The organism is Streptomyces sp. NPDC023573 (assembly GCF_055559735.1).
In genome coordinates, this window is record NZ_JBVHKB010000001.1 from 802,148 (window position 1) to 816,834 (window position 14,687).

16 protein-coding genes are annotated in these 14,687 nt (G+C 70.1%); 7 read left to right on the top strand and 9 right to left on the bottom strand.

All coding sequences use genetic code 11. The annotated features are described in order from the left end of the window. Positions 1 to 49 precede the first annotated feature (49 nt). Positions 50 to 1,519: an MFS transporter gene (locus tag ACZ32T_RS03665; protein ID WP_467365171.1), complete on the top strand. Its 1,470-nt coding sequence runs from the start codon at positions 50 to 52 to the stop codon at positions 1,517 to 1,519. A 70-nt stretch (positions 1,520 to 1,589) separates the two neighbouring features. On the opposite strand, the gene ACZ32T_RS03670 is transcribed toward ACZ32T_RS03665, so the two are convergent. The 3 genes from ACZ32T_RS03670 to ACZ32T_RS03680 all read right to left on the bottom strand — a co-directional run bounded on the left by ACZ32T_RS03670 (position 1,590) and on the right by ACZ32T_RS03680 (position 3,656). Further along, a complete protein-coding gene (locus ACZ32T_RS03670; RefSeq protein WP_467262569.1) occupies positions 1,590 to 1,790 on the bottom strand; it encodes a DUF6243 family protein in 201 nt (66 codons plus the stop codon). Between the two features lie 185 nt (positions 1,791 to 1,975). Continuing rightward, positions 1,976 to 2,179 carry a hypothetical protein gene (locus tag ACZ32T_RS03675; protein ID WP_467262571.1) on the bottom strand — a complete coding sequence of 68 codons (204 nt, stop codon included), beginning with the start codon at positions 2,177 to 2,179 and terminating at the stop codon, positions 1,976 to 1,978. A 94-nt stretch (positions 2,180 to 2,273) separates the two neighbouring features. Continuing rightward, positions 2,274 to 3,656, bottom strand: coding sequence for a glycine--tRNA ligase (locus ACZ32T_RS03680; RefSeq protein ID WP_356707657.1), 1,383 nt, complete (start codon positions 3,654 to 3,656; stop codon positions 2,274 to 2,276). Positions 3,657 to 3,915: 259 nt separating this feature from the next. On the opposite strand from ACZ32T_RS03680, the gene ACZ32T_RS03685 reads away from it, so the two are divergent. The 4 genes from ACZ32T_RS03685 to ACZ32T_RS03700 all read left to right on the top strand — a co-directional run bounded on the left by ACZ32T_RS03685 (position 3,916) and on the right by ACZ32T_RS03700 (position 7,104). Then, complete coding sequence (locus ACZ32T_RS03685; protein WP_467365173.1) at positions 3,916 to 4,887, top strand: metal ABC transporter substrate-binding protein; 972 nt, start codon at positions 3,916 to 3,918, stop codon at positions 4,885 to 4,887. Between the two features lie 41 nt (positions 4,888 to 4,928). Continuing rightward, positions 4,929 to 5,705, top strand: coding sequence for a metal ABC transporter ATP-binding protein (locus ACZ32T_RS03690; RefSeq protein ID WP_467365175.1), 777 nt, complete (start codon positions 4,929 to 4,931; stop codon positions 5,703 to 5,705). Then, positions 5,705 to 6,604, top strand: coding sequence for a metal ABC transporter permease (locus tag ACZ32T_RS03695; protein ID WP_467263388.1), 900 nt, complete (start codon positions 5,705 to 5,707; stop codon positions 6,602 to 6,604). Before ACZ32T_RS03690 ends, ACZ32T_RS03695 begins: the two co-directional genes overlap by 1 nt. Positions 6,605 to 6,669: 65 nt before the next feature. Then, the gene (locus ACZ32T_RS03700; protein WP_356707660.1) at positions 6,670 to 7,104 is read left to right on the top strand and encodes a Fur family transcriptional regulator; all 435 of its coding nucleotides are present in this window, start codon (positions 6,670 to 6,672) and stop codon (positions 7,102 to 7,104) included. A gap of 60 nt (positions 7,105 to 7,164) precedes the next feature. Here ACZ32T_RS03700 and ACZ32T_RS03705 read toward each other — a convergent pair whose 3' ends face one another. From ACZ32T_RS03705 to leuA, 4 genes are all read right to left on the bottom strand, one after another. Further along, a complete protein-coding gene (locus ACZ32T_RS03705) occupies positions 7,165 to 7,977 on the bottom strand; it encodes an isoprenyl transferase (RefSeq protein ID WP_467262576.1) in 813 nt (270 codons plus the stop codon). 22 nt (positions 7,978 to 7,999) lie between these two features. Continuing rightward, on the bottom strand, positions 8,000 to 8,746 hold the full coding sequence (gene recO, locus ACZ32T_RS03710; protein ID WP_104785535.1) for a DNA repair protein RecO: 747 nt from the start codon (positions 8,744 to 8,746) through the stop codon (positions 8,000 to 8,002). A 54-nt stretch (positions 8,747 to 8,800) separates the two neighbouring features. Next, positions 8,801 to 9,502, bottom strand: a complete 702-nt coding sequence (locus ACZ32T_RS03715; RefSeq protein WP_467365177.1) for a TerB family tellurite resistance protein — start codon at positions 9,500 to 9,502, stop codon at positions 8,801 to 8,803. Positions 9,503 to 9,704: 202 nt separating this feature from the next. Further along, the gene (gene leuA / locus ACZ32T_RS03720; protein ID WP_467262580.1) at positions 9,705 to 11,498 is read right to left on the bottom strand and encodes a 2-isopropylmalate synthase; all 1,794 of its coding nucleotides are present in this window, start codon (positions 11,496 to 11,498) and stop codon (positions 9,705 to 9,707) included. Positions 11,499 to 11,790: 292 nt separating this feature from the next. Here leuA and ACZ32T_RS03725 point away from each other — a divergent pair, with 292 nt between their 5' ends. Together ACZ32T_RS03725 and ACZ32T_RS03730 are read left to right on the top strand one after the other, a co-directional pair. Further along, complete coding sequence (locus ACZ32T_RS03725; protein ID WP_467262582.1) at positions 11,791 to 12,867, top strand: M4 family metallopeptidase; 1,077 nt, start codon at positions 11,791 to 11,793, stop codon at positions 12,865 to 12,867. A gap of 61 nt (positions 12,868 to 12,928) precedes the next feature. Beyond that, positions 12,929 to 13,195, top strand: coding sequence for a protealysin inhibitor emfourin (locus ACZ32T_RS03730; RefSeq protein ID WP_467262584.1), 267 nt, complete (start codon positions 12,929 to 12,931; stop codon positions 13,193 to 13,195). Positions 13,196 to 13,211: 16 nt separating this feature from the next. Here the strand turns inward: ACZ32T_RS03730 and era are convergent, their stop codons facing one another. Then, the gene (gene era / locus ACZ32T_RS03735; protein ID WP_187281951.1) at positions 13,212 to 14,186 is read right to left on the bottom strand and encodes a GTPase Era; all 975 of its coding nucleotides are present in this window, start codon (positions 14,184 to 14,186) and stop codon (positions 13,212 to 13,214) included. A 51-nt stretch (positions 14,187 to 14,237) separates the two neighbouring features. After that, a complete protein-coding gene (locus ACZ32T_RS03740) occupies positions 14,238 to 14,591 on the bottom strand; it encodes a cytidine deaminase (RefSeq protein ID WP_356707668.1) in 354 nt (117 codons plus the stop codon). Between the last annotated feature and the right edge of the window lie 96 nt (positions 14,592 to 14,687).

The window sequence follows — 14,687 nt, forward strand, 5'->3', positions numbered from 1 at the left end:
GATAAAGAGACTCTGGTACCAGGCTGAGTGCCGGTCCATGGTCGATGACGTGAGTGAATCCTCTGTACTGACGAACGCGTCCGCCACCCGCACGCCGGGGGCGCGGTACGACCATCCCGCGCCGGTGCTCGGCGGACTCGGGCTGTTCACCGTGCTGCTCGGCGCAGCGCTCCCGCTCATCGACTTCTTCATCGTCAACGTCGCCCTGCCCACCATCGACCACGACCTGGCCGCGGGCCCCGCCCTGCTGGAGCTGGTCGTCGCGGGATACGGCCTCTCCTACGCCGTGCTGCTCGTCCTCGGCGGGCGGCTGGGCGACATGGCCGGACGGCGCAGGCTCTTCCTCGTCGGGATGGCCGCCTTCGGTCTCACCTCCCTCGCCTGCGGACTCGCTCCGGACGCCTGGACCCTCGTGGGGGCCCGGGTGGCGCAGGGCGCCGCCGCCGCCCTGATGCTGCCGCAGGTGCTCGCCACCATCCAGGCGGCCACGGCCGGACATCACAGGGCGCGAGCCATGAGCCTGTACGGGGCCACGGCGGGGCTCTCGATGGTCGCCGGCCAGATCCTCGGCGGCGTCCTGGTCTCCGCGGCCCCGCTGTCCTCGGTCTTCGGTGAGAGCGCCGGCTGGCGCTCGGTGTTCCTGGTGAACGTCCCGGTGGCGGTGGTCGGGCTGATCCTGGCCGCCCGCTCGATGCCCGAGTCCCGCTCGGACCGGCCCGCCCCCGTCGACGTACCGGGCACGCTGCTGCTGGCGGTCTCCCTGGTGACCCTGCTGGCCCCGCTGACGGAGGGGCGGGCGGCGGGCTGGCCGCTCTGGACCTGGTTGTCCCTGGGCCTGTTCCCGTTCGCCGCGGCGGCGTTCTACCGGGTGGAGCGCCGGGCCGACGCCCAGGGGCGGACGCCGCTCGTGCCGCCGAGCCTGCTGCGGCTGGAGTCGCTGCGGCGCGGACTGGTCCTGGTGGTGCCGTTCTCGATCGGCTTCGGCGGATTCATGTTCGTGATCGCGGTCGCCCTCCAGCAGGGCCTGGAGATGGGTCCGGCCGAGGCGGGGCTGTCCCTGGCGCCGATGGCCGCCGCCTTCTTCGCCGCCTCGCTGGCCGGCCCCCGGCTCGTACGGCGCTTCGGCAGCCGGGTCGTGACGGCCGGCGGGCTGATCCAGGGGGCGGGCGTGACGGTGCTGGCGCTGACCGTGTGGAGCTCCTGGCCCGGCCTCGGACTGCTGGGCCTGCTGCCCGGCATGGCGGTCTCGGGTCTGGGGCAGGGGCTGCAGCTCCCCGTCCTGATCCGGATCGTGCTGTCCGACGTACCGGCCGAGCGGGCGGGGGTGGGAGGCGGCGTGATGACCACGACCCAGCAGGCCGCCCTGGCGCTCGGGGTCGCCACGCTCGGGACGCTCTTCCTCTCGCTGGCATCCGGCTCGGGGATGCGGGACGCGCTGGTCGTGACGCTGCTGGTGCAGCTGGCGGCCGTGGTCCTGACGACCCTGCTGAGCCTGCGGCTGCCCCGCACGGTGGGGTGAGGCCGGACGGAGACGGGCCCGGATCACCGAGGTGATCCGGGCCCGTGGTCGTACGGGTGGTGCGAGGAGGTCAGCTCCCGGCCGGTGCGTCCTGCTCCGGGGCGGCCTCGGCGGCGGCGCGCTCACGCATCTTGCGCACCAGCTCCTGCTTCTTGTCCTCGGCGGCCTTGCGGTCGTTGTTGCGCGCGGGGCCCGCGCCCTGCCGTTCGGCGCGGGACAGCTTCTTGCGCTGTCCGCCCACGCCGAGGAGGTTGTTGCGGCTCTTGGCCACGGCGTTCTCCCGTTCTTGAGTTGAGGAAGTGAGGATGACGTGTCGTGTATCGATCCGATGGGCGACGGGCGGTCGGGCCCGTCGCGCGCTCACTCGTAGATCTGGAAGAACGAAGACATGCCGAAAAGGTACCCCGGCCGGAGGCGTGCCTCATCCGGTTTTTCCGGCCGGGCCCCGTCGCCGGCTCAGGCGGTCGGGTCGACCGTGGCCTGATGGGCCTCGGTCAGGTGCTCCTCGGCCTTGAGCCAGGGCAGGAACTGCGCCCCCTTGCGCCACCCGCAGGTGCCGCAGGTCAGCTGCCGCTGCATCCCCGACTTCCTTACGTGGACGGTGTGTTCACGGCCGTGCTGGTCCCATCTGGTGACCTTGCTCGTGGTCATGGACGGCATGTGGGGCCTCCCTGTGGACGAGTGCGCCCAGTCTGCACGACGCCCCCGGTTCCGTACGCCGGAACCGGGGGCATCGTCATGAGGCCGCGTGCGTTCAGCAGCCCAGGAGGCGGGAACCGAGGTAGCTCTGGATCTGGTCCAGGGAGACGCGCTCCTGCTTCATCGTGTCGCGCTCGCGCACGGTCACCGCGTTGTCGTCCAGGGTGTCGAAGTCGACGGTGACGCAGAACGGCGTGCCGATCTCGTCCTGGCGGCGGTAGCGGCGGCCGATGGCGCCCGCGTCGTCGAACTCGATGTTCCAGTTCTGCCGCAGGTCGGCGGCGAGGCCCTTGGCCTTCGGCGACAGCTGCGGGTTGCGGGACAGCGGCAGGACGGCGACCTTGACCGGCGCGAGGCGCGGGTCGAGACGCATCACGGCGCGCTTCTCCATGACGCCCTTGGCGTTGGGGGCCTCGTCCTCGTTGTACGCGTCGAGGAGGAACGCCAGCAGCGAGCGGCCGACACCTGCCGCGGGCTCGATGACGTACGGCGTGTAGCGCTCGCCCTTCTCCTGGTCGAAGTAGGAGAGGTCCGTGCCGGACGCCTTGGAGTGCGCCGTCAGGTCGTAGTCGGTGCGGTTGGCGACGCCCTCGAGCTCGCCCCACTCGCTGCCGCCGAAGCGGAAGCGGTACTCGATGTCAGCGGTGCGCTTCGAGTAGTGGGAGAGCTTCTCCGCGGGGTGCTCGAACCACCGCATGTTCTCCTCGCGCAGGCCGAGACCGGTGTACCAGTTCCAGCGCTGCTCCATCCAGTACTCCTGCCACTGCTCGTCCTCGCCCGGCTTGACGAAGAACTCCATCTCCATCTGCTCGAACTCGCGCGTGCGGAAGATGAAGTTGCCCGGAGTGATCTCGTTCCGGAAGGACTTGCCCATCTGCGCGATGCCGAACGGCGGCTTCTTGCGCGAAGTCTGCTGCACCTGACCGAAGTTGGTGAAGATGCCCTGGGCGGTCTCGGGGCGCAGGTAGGCGACCGACCCGGAGTCCTGGGTCGGGCCGAGGTGCGTGGAGAGCAGGCCGGAGAACTGCTTGGGCTCGGTGAAGGTGCCCTTGTTGCCGCAGTTGGGGCAGTTGAGGTCGGCCAGGCCGTTCACGGGCGGCTTGCCGTGCTTCTCCTCGTACGCCTCCTCCAGGTGGTCCGCGCGGTAGCGCTTGTGGCAGGAGGTGCACTCGGTGAGCGGGTCGGAGAACGTGGCCACGTGGCCGGACGCGACCCAGACCTCGGGGGCCAGGATGACCGACGAGTCGAGACCGACCACGTCCTCGCGCGAGGTGACCATGTAGCGCCACCACTGACGCTTGAGGTTCTCCTTCAGCTCGACGCCCAGGGGCCCGTAGTCCCAGGCGGCCTTCTGGCCGCCGTAGATCTCACTGCAGGGGTAGACGAAGCCACGGCGCTTGCTCAGGCTGACGATGGTGTCGATCTTGTCGGCGGCCACGGTGCTCTCTTCATTACGACGGCGGAACTGGACAGGTGGGCGGCGCGAACGCCTCGGTGAGGGAAGACGTACACACAGGGGCGCGGAGCGCCTCGGTGGGGGGTGGTGGTCGGGTGACGGGCGGGTGAATACCCCAGATTACCGGCGGGCGCACCCCCCATATCAAATCGGTGGGGCGCATCGCGGTCACCGGCTCCGGATCCGGGCATCTCATCAGCCTTGTTGACAATCGTTTCCACTTTTGTTGAAAATGACTGTCATGAACGTACGTCGCCTCATACCCACAGCCGTCGTCGCCGGAGCAGTCACCCTCGGCCTCACCGCGCTCTCCGCCTGCTCCTCCTCCGACGCGGCCGAGGGCGGGAGCGACGGCAAGCTGGACGTCGTGGCGTCCTTCTACCCGATGCAGTTCCTCGCCGAGGAGATCGGCGGGTCGCACGTCTCCGTCACCTCGCTGACGAAGCCGGGCGTCGAGCCGCACGACCTGGAGCTCTCCCCCAGGCAGATCGGCGGCCTCGGTGACGCCGACTACATCCTGTACCTCAAGAACGTCCAGCCCGCCGTGGACGACGCCGTCACGCAGGCCGGCGTCGAGAACACCGTGGACGCGGCCGGCCTCACCACGCTCGAGAGCCACGGCTCGGAGGTCGACGGACACGACCACGGCGCCGAGGAGCACGCCGGGGAGCACGAGGGCGAGGAGGAGGCGGCCCTCGACCCGCACGTCTGGCTGGACCCGGTGAAGTACGCCGAGGTCGCCGAAGGCGTCGGGAAGTCGCTCGAGAAGGCCGACCCGGACAACGCCGCCGACTACCGCAAGAACACCGAGACCCTGGTCGCCGAGCTGAACAAGCTGGACAAGGCCTACGAGACCGGACTGAAGAACACCGCGACGAAGACGTTCATCACGACGCACTCCGCCTTCGGGTACCTCGCCGAGCGCTACGGCCTCACCCAGGAGGGCATCGCCGGCCTCGACCCCGAGACCGAGCCCAGCCCCGCCCGCATCGACGAGATCCACCACGTCGCCGAGGAGAACAAGGCCACCACCGTATTCTTCGAGACGCTCGCCAGCGACAAGACCGCCAAGACCCTGGCGAAGGACCTCGGCCTGAAGACCGGCGTCCTCGACCCGCTGGAGGGAATCACCGACAAGTCCGCGGGCGCTGACTACATCGAGGTCATGGAGTCCAACCTGGCCGCGCTGCAGAAGGCCCTCGGCGCGAAGTGACCCGAGCAGTACCCGAACCAGCCGCAGCACCGGAGGCGACCATGCCTGAGCCCAGTACGCCACAACCCGTGATCAGCATGCGCGGAGCCACGGCGACGCTCGGTGCCCGCCCGGTGCTGCGCGGTGTCGACCTCACCGTCGACCGCGGCGAGGTCGTCGCCCTGCTCGGGGCCAACGGCTCCGGCAAGTCCACGGCCGTACGCTCCGTCATCGGCCAGGTGCCGCTCACCGGCGGGAGCGTCGAGCTGTTCGGCACGCCGCTGCGCCGCTTCCGCCGGTGGGGCCGCGTCGGATACGTACCGCAGCGCACCACTGCGGCAGGCGGCGTCCCCGCCACGATCCGCGAGGTCGTCGCCTCGGGGCGGCTGTCGCGTACGAGGTTCGGACGGCTCGGCAAGGCCGACCGGGCGGCTGTGGACCGGGCCATAGGGCTCGTCGGGCTCACCGACCGCGCCAGGGACTCCGTGAACGCCCTCTCCGGCGGCCAGCACCAGCGGGTCCTGATCGCCCGCGCGCTCGCCGCCGAGCCCGAGGTGCTGATCATGGACGAGCCGATGGCCGGGGTCGACCTGGCCAGCCAGGAGATCCTCGCCACGACGCTGCGCGAGCAGGTCGCCGGCGGGGCGACCGTGCTGCTCGTCCTGCACGAGCTCGGCGCCCTGGAGCCGCTGATCGACCGGGCGATCGTCCTGCGCGACGGCTGTGTCACGCACGACGGGCCGCCCCCCGAGGCCGTCGGCCAGCACGCGCTGCCCGGCCATGACCACGTACACCCCCACGCGGCCTCCGAGCCCGTCCGGACGGGACTGCTGACCTGATCATGCTGGAATTCCTGAACCCCCCCTTCATGCAGCGGGCGCTGCTCGCTGCCGTCCTGGTCGGGATCACCGCCCCCGCCATCGGCATCTATCTGGTCCAGCGCCGCCAGGCCCTGATGGGCGACGGCATCGGGCACGTCGCGATGACCGGTGTCGGTCTCGGCTTCCTGCTCTCCACCAACCCCGTCTGGATGGCGACGCTCGTCGCCGTGGCGGGCTCGGTCGTGATGGAGCTGATCCGCTGGTACGGACGCACGCGCGGCGACATCGCCCTGGCCATGCTGTTCTACGGCGGCATGGCGGGCGGGGTGATGCTGATCAACCTCTCGGACACCGGCTCCAACGCCAATCTGACGTCGTTCCTCTTCGGCTCCCTTTCCACGGTCTCCGAGGAGGACATCACCGCGATCGTCGTGCTGGCCGCCTTCGTGGTGCTGGTCACCGTCGGGCTGCGGCGGCAGCTGTTCGCGGTCAGCCAGGACGAGGAGTTCGCCCGGGTCACCGGGCTGCCGGTGCGCGCGCTCAACCTGCTGGTCGCCGTGACCGCAGCCGTCACCGTCACCGTCGCCATGCGGGTCGTCGGTCTGCTGCTGGTCAGCGCGCTGATGGTGGTGCCGGTCGCCGCCGCCCAGCAGATCTCGAAGTCCTTCAGGGTGACGTTCGTCCTCGCCGTCGTCATCGGGACGGCCGTCACCCTGGCCGGCACCGTGACCTCGTACTACCAGGACGTGCCGCCCGGCGCGACGATCGTGCTGCTGGCCATCGCCGCGTTCGTCCTGCTGACGGCGCTCGCCACGCCGCTGGCCCGCAGGCGCGCCAAGGGCCGCGGGAGTGAGGAGGACCGGTGCACCCTTGAGGTACCGGCGGCCCGCCCGGCCTCGGACGACGTTCGGGTGTGACCGTGCCGCCGGAGCGGGCTGGCACAATGGCCCGACATACGTACGGGCGACATGAGGAGGCAGCTGTGGCGACGGCGCCGATCAGTGGCACGAACGCGGCTCCGGTGCGCGGCCGGTCCACCCGGCAGCGGGCGGCGGTCGCTGCGGCGCTCGACGAGGTCGACGAGTTCCGCAGTGCCCAGGACCTGCACGATGTGCTCAAGCACCGGGGTGACTCGGTCGGGCTGACCACGGTCTACCGCACGCTCCAGTCCCTCGCCGACGCGGGCGAGGTCGACGTGCTGCGCACGACCGACGGTGAGGCGGTCTACCGGCGGTGCTCGACCGGTGACCATCATCACCACCTGGTCTGCCGCGTCTGCGGCAAGGCCGTCGAGGTGGAGGGTCCCGCCGTGGAGCAGTGGGCCGAGACCATCGCCGCACAGCACGGCTATGTCAACGTGGCCCACACGGTGGAGATCTTCGGGACCTGCTCGGACTGCGCGGGCGCCAAGGGCTGAGCCCCGGCACAGGCTGACCGACCCCGGAGGGGCCCCGCGATGGGGCCCCTCCGCGTCGTCTCAGGCCTTGGTGATCTCCTCGGCCCCGCCGAAGCGCCGGTCGCGCCGGGCGAATTCCAGACAGGCGTTCCACAGGTCACGCCGGTCGAAGTCCGGCCACAGCACGTCCTGGAAGACCATCTCGGCGTACGCGCTCTGCCAGATGAGGTAGTTGGACGTGCGCTGCTCGCCGCTGGGGCGCACGAAGAGGTCCACGTCCGGCATGTCCGGGTAGTAGATGTACTTCGCGAACGTCTTCTCGTTGACCTTCGCGGGGTCGAGCTTCCCGGCCGCGACGTCCTCGGCGATGCGCTGCGCGGCGTCGGCGATCTCGGCCCGCCCGCCGTAGTTGACGCAGAAGTACAGCGTCATCTTGTCGTTGTCCTTGGTCTGCTCCTGGGCGACCTGGAGCTCCTGGACGACGGACTTCCACAGCTTGGGCATGCGGCCGACCCAGCGGATCCGGATGCCGAGCTCGTCCATCTCGTCGCGCCGGCGCCGGATGACGTCGCGGTTGAAGTTCATCAGGAACTTCACCTCGTCCGGTGAACGCTTCCAGTTCTCCGTGGAGAAGGCGTACAGCGAGAGGTTCTTGACGCCCATCTCGATACAGCCCTTGAGGACGTCCATGACGACGCTCTCACCGACCTTGTGACCCTCGGTGCGCGGAAGACCCCGCTCCTTGGCCCAGCGGCCGTTCCCGTCCATCACGACGGCGACGTGCTTGGGCACCAGCTCGCCGGGGATCTTCGGCGGGGTGGCGCCGGAGGGGTGCGGCTCGGGGGTCTTGTACTCACGCCGGTTACGGCCGCCGAGCATCCCGCGTACTGCCATGGGCTTCTCTCGTCTCCCTGTGTCACTTTTCCACGTACCGCAGTGAGCGCAGACCGCGCTCCAGATGCCAGTGCAGATAGGCGGACACCAGCCCGCTCCCCTCCCTGACATGGCGCGCCTCGGACGCGTCCGCCGTCTCCCAGTCGCCGCTGAGCAACGCGCTCAGCAGTTCGACGGCCTCAGCCGAGGGTACGACGCTGCCGGGCACCCGGCAGTCGCCGCATATGACGCCGCCCGCCGCGACGGAGAAGAACCGGTTCGGGCCGGGCATTCCGCACTTGGCGCAGTCGACGAAGCTGGGGGCGTAGCCGTTGACGGCCAGGGAGCGCAGCAGGAACGCGTCCAGGATGAGGTTCGGCGCGTGTTCGGCGCGGGCGAGGGTGCGCAGCCCGCCGACCAGCAGCAGATACTGCTGGACCGCGGGCTCACCCTCGTGGTCGGTGAACCGCTCGGCGGTCTCCAGCATCGCGGTGCCGGCGGTGTAACGGGCGTAGTCGGAGACGATCCCACCACCGTACGGAGCGATCGTCTCGCTCTGGGTGCAGAGGGGAAGGCCCCGGCCGATCAGCTCGCTGCCGCGCGCGAAGAACTGCACGTCCACGTGGGAGAAGGGTTCGAGCCGCGCCCCGAATTTGGACTTGGTGCGGCGCACACCGCGCGCCACGGCACGCACCCGCCCGTGGCCGCGGGTCAGGATCGTGATGATCCGGTCGGCCTCGCCCAGCTTCTGCGTACGCAGCACGACGCCGTCGTCCCGGAACAAGCTCATGCACCCATTGTCGCCCACCGGTGCCCCGGTGGGCCCCCGAGGGCGTACGAGGGCCTACGACGGCGTACGCGCCGCCTCCAGCAGCTTGACCGTGTCCGCGGGGCAGAGCTGGAGCGCGCCGCCCACCGTGGTCAGCACCTCGCGCTCGGCCGGGCTGTAGGGACCGTCGGCGAGTGCGATCCTGGCGCCCTGCAGCAGAACCGATTCCCGTCCCGCGGTGGCGAGGTGCGGGGCGAGTGGCTTCAGGACCTCGTGCAGCTCGATCGCCAGGGCCGCCCCGCAGGCCTCGGCCGCGGGGTCGGTGCCGTCACCGGGCCCGGTGTCGGCGGCAAGCACCTCGACGATGGTGAAGAGCTGTTCCTGGGTGCAGTCGTCGAGCCCCGCGTCGCGGACGATGGCCGCGGCGGTCTCCAGGACCGTACGGGAGGTGGTGCCGCCCGCGGCGAGCACGGCGAGGGTGACGGTGTGCACGGCCTCCCGCAGCATGGCCGAGAAGCGGGTGGTGGTGGGGTGGTCGAGAACGTCGGGCGCGAAGTGCGTCCCGCAGGCGGCGCATTCGACGACGGGCCCGGCGCTCCCCCGGGCGAGCAGCGGCAGCCCGAGGACGGTGAGGCGGTGGCGTCCCGTGAGGCGCCGGTAGTTGCGGTCGCCCCCGCAGCACGGGCAGAAGAACTCCCCGTCGCCGACGGTGTCCCAGACGGTACGGATGCCGTAGAGGCGCGGTCCTACGGCGCGTTGTCCTTTGGCTGTCCGCACGTCGCACACCTCCGTAACCCCACGGCAACATTGCCGCGCTGGACGTGATGTTAGCCACATGCGTGATGTGGCGTCAGTATCCCGGAGGTCAAAACCCCGGTATATGGCCGAACCCCGCCCACCCTCGGCGGGTGAACGGGGCTCTCGGGCCGGGCAGTTCAGCGGCGTATCAGACGTATGCCCGGAATGCCGCGTTACGGGATCAGCGGGTCGCGCGGTTGACCGCGGAGACGACCGCCTTGAGCGAGGCGCGCGTGGTGTTGGCGTCGATACCGATGCCCCACAGCACCTTGCCGTCGATCGCGCACTCGATGTAGGAGGCGGCCTGCGCGCTCGCGCCCTCGCTCATCGTGTGCTCGGTGTAGTCCAGCAGACGGGCGTCGATGCCGATGGCCTGCAGCGCTTCGAAGAACGCGGAGATCGGGCCGTTGCCCGTGCCGGTCAGCACCGTGTCCGAGCCGTCGACGGTGGCCTCGACGGTGATCGTGTCCTGGCCGTCGGAACCGGTCGTCGTCTGACCCGAGCGGATCTGCACGCGTCCCCAGGCGTTCTCCGGGCTCGGCAGGTACTCGTCCCGGAAGGTCGACCAGATCTGCGTCGGGGTGACCTCGCCGCCCTCGGCGTCGGTCTTGGCCTGAATGATCCGGGAGAACTCGATCTGCATCCGGCGCGGCAGGTCCAGCTTGTGGTCGTTCTTCAGGACGTAGGCGATTCCGCCCTTGCCGGACTGCGAGTTGACCCGGATGACCGCCTCGTAGGAGCGGCCGACGTCCTTCGGGTCGATCGGCAGGTAGGGCACCGCCCACTCGATGTCGTCGACGGTCTTGCCCTGGGAGGCGGCGTCGGCCTCCATGGCGTCGAAGCCCTTCTTGATGGCGTCCTGGTGGGAGCCGGAGAAGGCGGTGTAGACCAGGTCGCCCGCGTAGGGGTGGCGCGGGTGGACCTCCATCTGGTTGCAGTACTCGCTGGTGCGGCGGATCTCGTCGATCTGCGAGAAGTCGATCTGCGGGTCGACGCCCTGCGAGAAGAGGTTCATGCCCAGGGTGACCAGGTCGACGTTGCCGGTGCGCTCGCCCTGACCGAACAGGCAGCCCTCGATGCGGTCGGCACCCGCCATGATCGCCAGCTCGGCGGCGGCGACGGCGGTGCCCCGGTCGTTGTGCGGGTGGACGGACAGGCAGACGTGCTCGCGGCGGGTCAGATTGCGGGACATCCACTCGAAGCGGTCCGCGTGGGTGGAGGGCGTCGAACGCTCCACGGTGGCGGGCAGGTTGAGGATGATCTCGCGCCCCTCCTCCGGCTGCCAGACGTCACAGACGGCCTCGCAGACCTCCAGGGCGAAGTCCAGCTCGGTGTCGGTGAAGATCTCCGGGCTGTACTGGTAGCCGAAGATCGTCTCGTCGCCCAGGATCTTGTCCGCGTACTCCATGACCAGGCGGGTGCCGTCCACGGCGATCTGCTTGACCTCTTCCTTCGAGCCGCGGAAGACCACACGGCGGAAGGTGGGTGCGGTGGCGTTGTACAGGTGGACGGTGGCGCGCCGCGCACCGACCAGCGACTCGACGGTGCGCTCGATCAGTTCCTCGCGGGCCTGCGTCAGGACGGAGATCGTCACGTCCTCGGGGATCGCCCCCTCTTCGATGATGGAGCGTACGAACGCGAAGTCCGTCTCGCCGGAGGACGGGAACCCGACCTCGATCTCCTTGTAGCCCATGCGTACGAGCAGGTCGAACATCTCGCGCTTACGGGCCGGCGACATCGGGTCGATCAGGGCCTGGTTGCCGTCACGCAGGTCGGTGGACAGCCACCGGGGCGCCACGGTGATGCGGTTGTCCGGCCAGGTGCGGTCGGAGATGTCCACGGCCTCGTAACCGCGGTACTTGTGGACCGGCATCCCGGAAGGCTTCTGCAGCTGCTTCGCGTTGGTCACCGGCGTGGGGCCACCGACGGGGGTGGGGACGGCATCGGTGTGCGCGGAGGGATTCACTGCGGTCATGGCGTACGGCTCCTCGGAGGTCCAGCAGGGGCGGCCGACTGTGTCGCTGCAACAGCGAACTCCGCGGGGAGGGAGCCGGCCTACGACTACAGGCCCTCGCCGCGGCAGCTAAGAAGGAGCAGCCCGAAACGCATGATGCGGCAACACTAACCGAGGGGCGCCTGGTGCGTCGGTCCGTATCAGTATGCGGGATCGCCTCTTCATGGAGGCGGAACAGTGATACACCACTCTATTTCGTCAATCACGATCGCAACCAGTGACAGCGCGGTGACGGAGTGCCACAGTCGTTTGCATGCAGCCTCGACCGAACAACGGGTTCCAGCCCGTCTTCTGCACCATCGTGCCGCCCCACGTCCTCGACAAGCTGTCCCAGGCAGACGATCCGCTCCTGGCCGATCCCGCACGGCGCACCCTGGAGGCCGACGGGGCCCGGCGCCACCACCGGCGGGTGACCGCGCTGGCCAGGACACCCCAGACCGCCCGCACCTCCGCCCCGGTCCCCACCAAGCCCCACCGCGTCCTCCACGACTGCCGGCACGGCACGGACCTGCCGGGCGTCAAGGTCCGTGAGGAGGGGGAGGAAGCCACCCAGGACGCCAGCGTCAACCGTGCGTACGCGGGGCTCGGCGCCACCTTCGACCTGCTGCTCACCGAGTACGGCCGCAGCTCGATCGACGGCAAGGGGCTGCCGCTCATCGGCTCCGTGCACTACGACGAGAAGTACAACAACGCGTTCTTCGACGGCGAGCAGATGGTCTTCGGGGACGGCGACGGCGAGATCTTCCTCGACTTCACCGTCGCGATCGACGTGATCGCCCACGAGCTGGCGCACGGCCTCACCCAGTACACGGCCAATCTGGCGTACGAGGGCCAGTCGGGCGCGCTCAACGAGTCCGTCTCGGACGTCTTCGGCTCCCTGGTCAAGCAGCACTCGCTGGGCCAGAGCGCGGACCAGGGCGACTGGCTGATCGGCGCGGGGCTGCTCGCCCCCCGGGTCAGTGGCGTCGCGCTGCGCTCGATGAAGGCTCCGGGCACGGCGTACGACGACGATGTGCTCGGGAAGGACCCGCAGCCCGGGTCGATGGACGACTACGTCGAGACGGACGAGGACAACGGCGGGGTCCACATCAACTCCGGCATCCCCAACCGGGCGTTCTACCTGCTGGCCACGGCGCTCGGCGGTAACGCCTGGGAGCGGGCGGGGCGGATCTGGTTCGACGTGCTGACCGGCGGTGAGCTGGCCCAGGACGCGTCCTTCACGGACTTCGCCAAGCTGACCGTCGCGGCGGCGCGGCACAGGTTCGGGGAGGGCGACGAGGCCGAGGCGGTGCTCAAGGCATGGTCGGAGGTGGGCGTGCCGACCCGTTGACCGGGTAGATACACGCGGAGCCGTCCGAGCGGGTCGAGGTGTCAGGCAGGAGCCGGTACGCATGCGCATCAAGGTGAGCCGGACCGGCGGGTTCGCCGGCATCGCACGCCACGGTGAGATCGAGACCTCCGGGCGGCCCGACGCGGGCGACTGGGAGGCCCTGGCCGAGTCGGCGCTCGCCGCCGGCCGGGGCGGCCCGCCCGCCGGTGTGCCGGACGGCTTCCGCTACCGGATCACGGTGGGCGACCGGACGGTCGACTGCGCGGACCCACGGCTGACCGAGGCGCAGCGGACGCTGATCTCCCGGGTCCTCAAGGAAGGCGCGTAGGCCCGGGAGACCGGCCTCAGAACCCCAGCTTCCTCAGCTGCTTCGGGTCGCGCTGCCAGTCCTTGGCGACCTTCACGTGCAGGTCCAGGAAGACCGGTGTGCCCAGCAGTGCTTCGATGTGCTTGCGTGACTTGGTGCCGACGTCCTTGAGCCGCTTCCCCTTCGGGCCGATGATGATGCCCTTCTGGCTGGGCCGCTCGATGTAGACGTTCGCGTGGATGTCCAGCAGCGGCTTGTCCGCCGGCCGGTCCTCGCGGGGCAGCATCTCCTCGACGACGACGGCGATGGAGTGGGGAAGCTCGTCCCGTACGCCCTCCAGCGCGGCCTCGCGGATGAGCTCCGCGACCATGACCATCTCGGGCTCGTCGGTGAGGTCGCCCTCCGGGTAGAGCGGGGGGCTCTCCGGAAGCAGCGGGGCGATCAGGTCGGCCAGCAGGCTCACCTGCTGGTCCTTGACCGCCGAGACGGGGATGATCTCGGCCCACTCGAAGCCGAGCTCGTCGGCCAGCGCGGAGACGGCGAGGAGCTGCTCGGCGAGCGCCTTGGACTCCACCAGGTCGGTCTTGGTGATGATCGCGATCTTCGGGGTCTTCTTGATCCCGGCGAGCTCCTTGACGATGAACTTGTCGCCGGGGCCGAGCTTCTGGTCGGCGGGCAGGCAGAAGCCGATGACGTCGACCTCGGCCCAGGTGGTCCGCACGACGTCGTTCAGCCGCTCCCCGAGCAGCGTGCGCGGCTTGTGGAGGCCGGGCGTGTCGACCAGGATCAGCTGGGCGTCGTCGCGGTGCACGATGCCGCGCACCGTGTGCCGGGTGGTCTGGGGGCGGTTGGAGGTGATCGCCACCTTCTGACCGACCAGAGCGTTCGTGAGGGTGGACTTGCCCGCGTTGGGGCGGCCCACGAAGCAGGCGAAGCCGGCCCGGTGGGGGGCGGTGTTCTCAGCCTGCTGCGCAGCAGCTTCTGTGTTCGGTCGAGCGCTCATGGCGCCCATTCTCCCCGATCCCGGCGGCGGCGTTGCACAGCAGGGCGCCGCCGGCCCGGATCAGCCCGCGGCGGTCGTGGACCGGAGCGTGCCGTCGGGCCCCGCGAGCAGCACGGGAGTGCCGGGCCCGCCCAGGTCACGGACGGCGGCCCGGTCGGCGTCCGAGGAGGTCGCGGCCTCGGAGACCACGGCCGCCGCCTCCAGGGACGTGGCGCCGCCGGCCACCGCCATCGCGACGGCGGTCTGCAGTGCGCTGAGCTTCAGCGAGTCCAGGGTCACGGTGCCGGCGGCGTACGTACGTCCCGTCTCGTCCCGTACGGCGGCGCCCTCCGGCACTCCGTTGCGGGCGCGGACGCTGCGCGCCAGAGTGACGATCTTGCGGTCCTCGGCGCCGAGGTCAGTGCTGTCGGTCATGTGCTGAGCATACGAAGGAGGCGTGCGCCTGTCCGTCGACGGGGTCACTTCATCCCGGCACCGGGCACATCGAGCCGCGCCGGTCTGCGGCGGGCC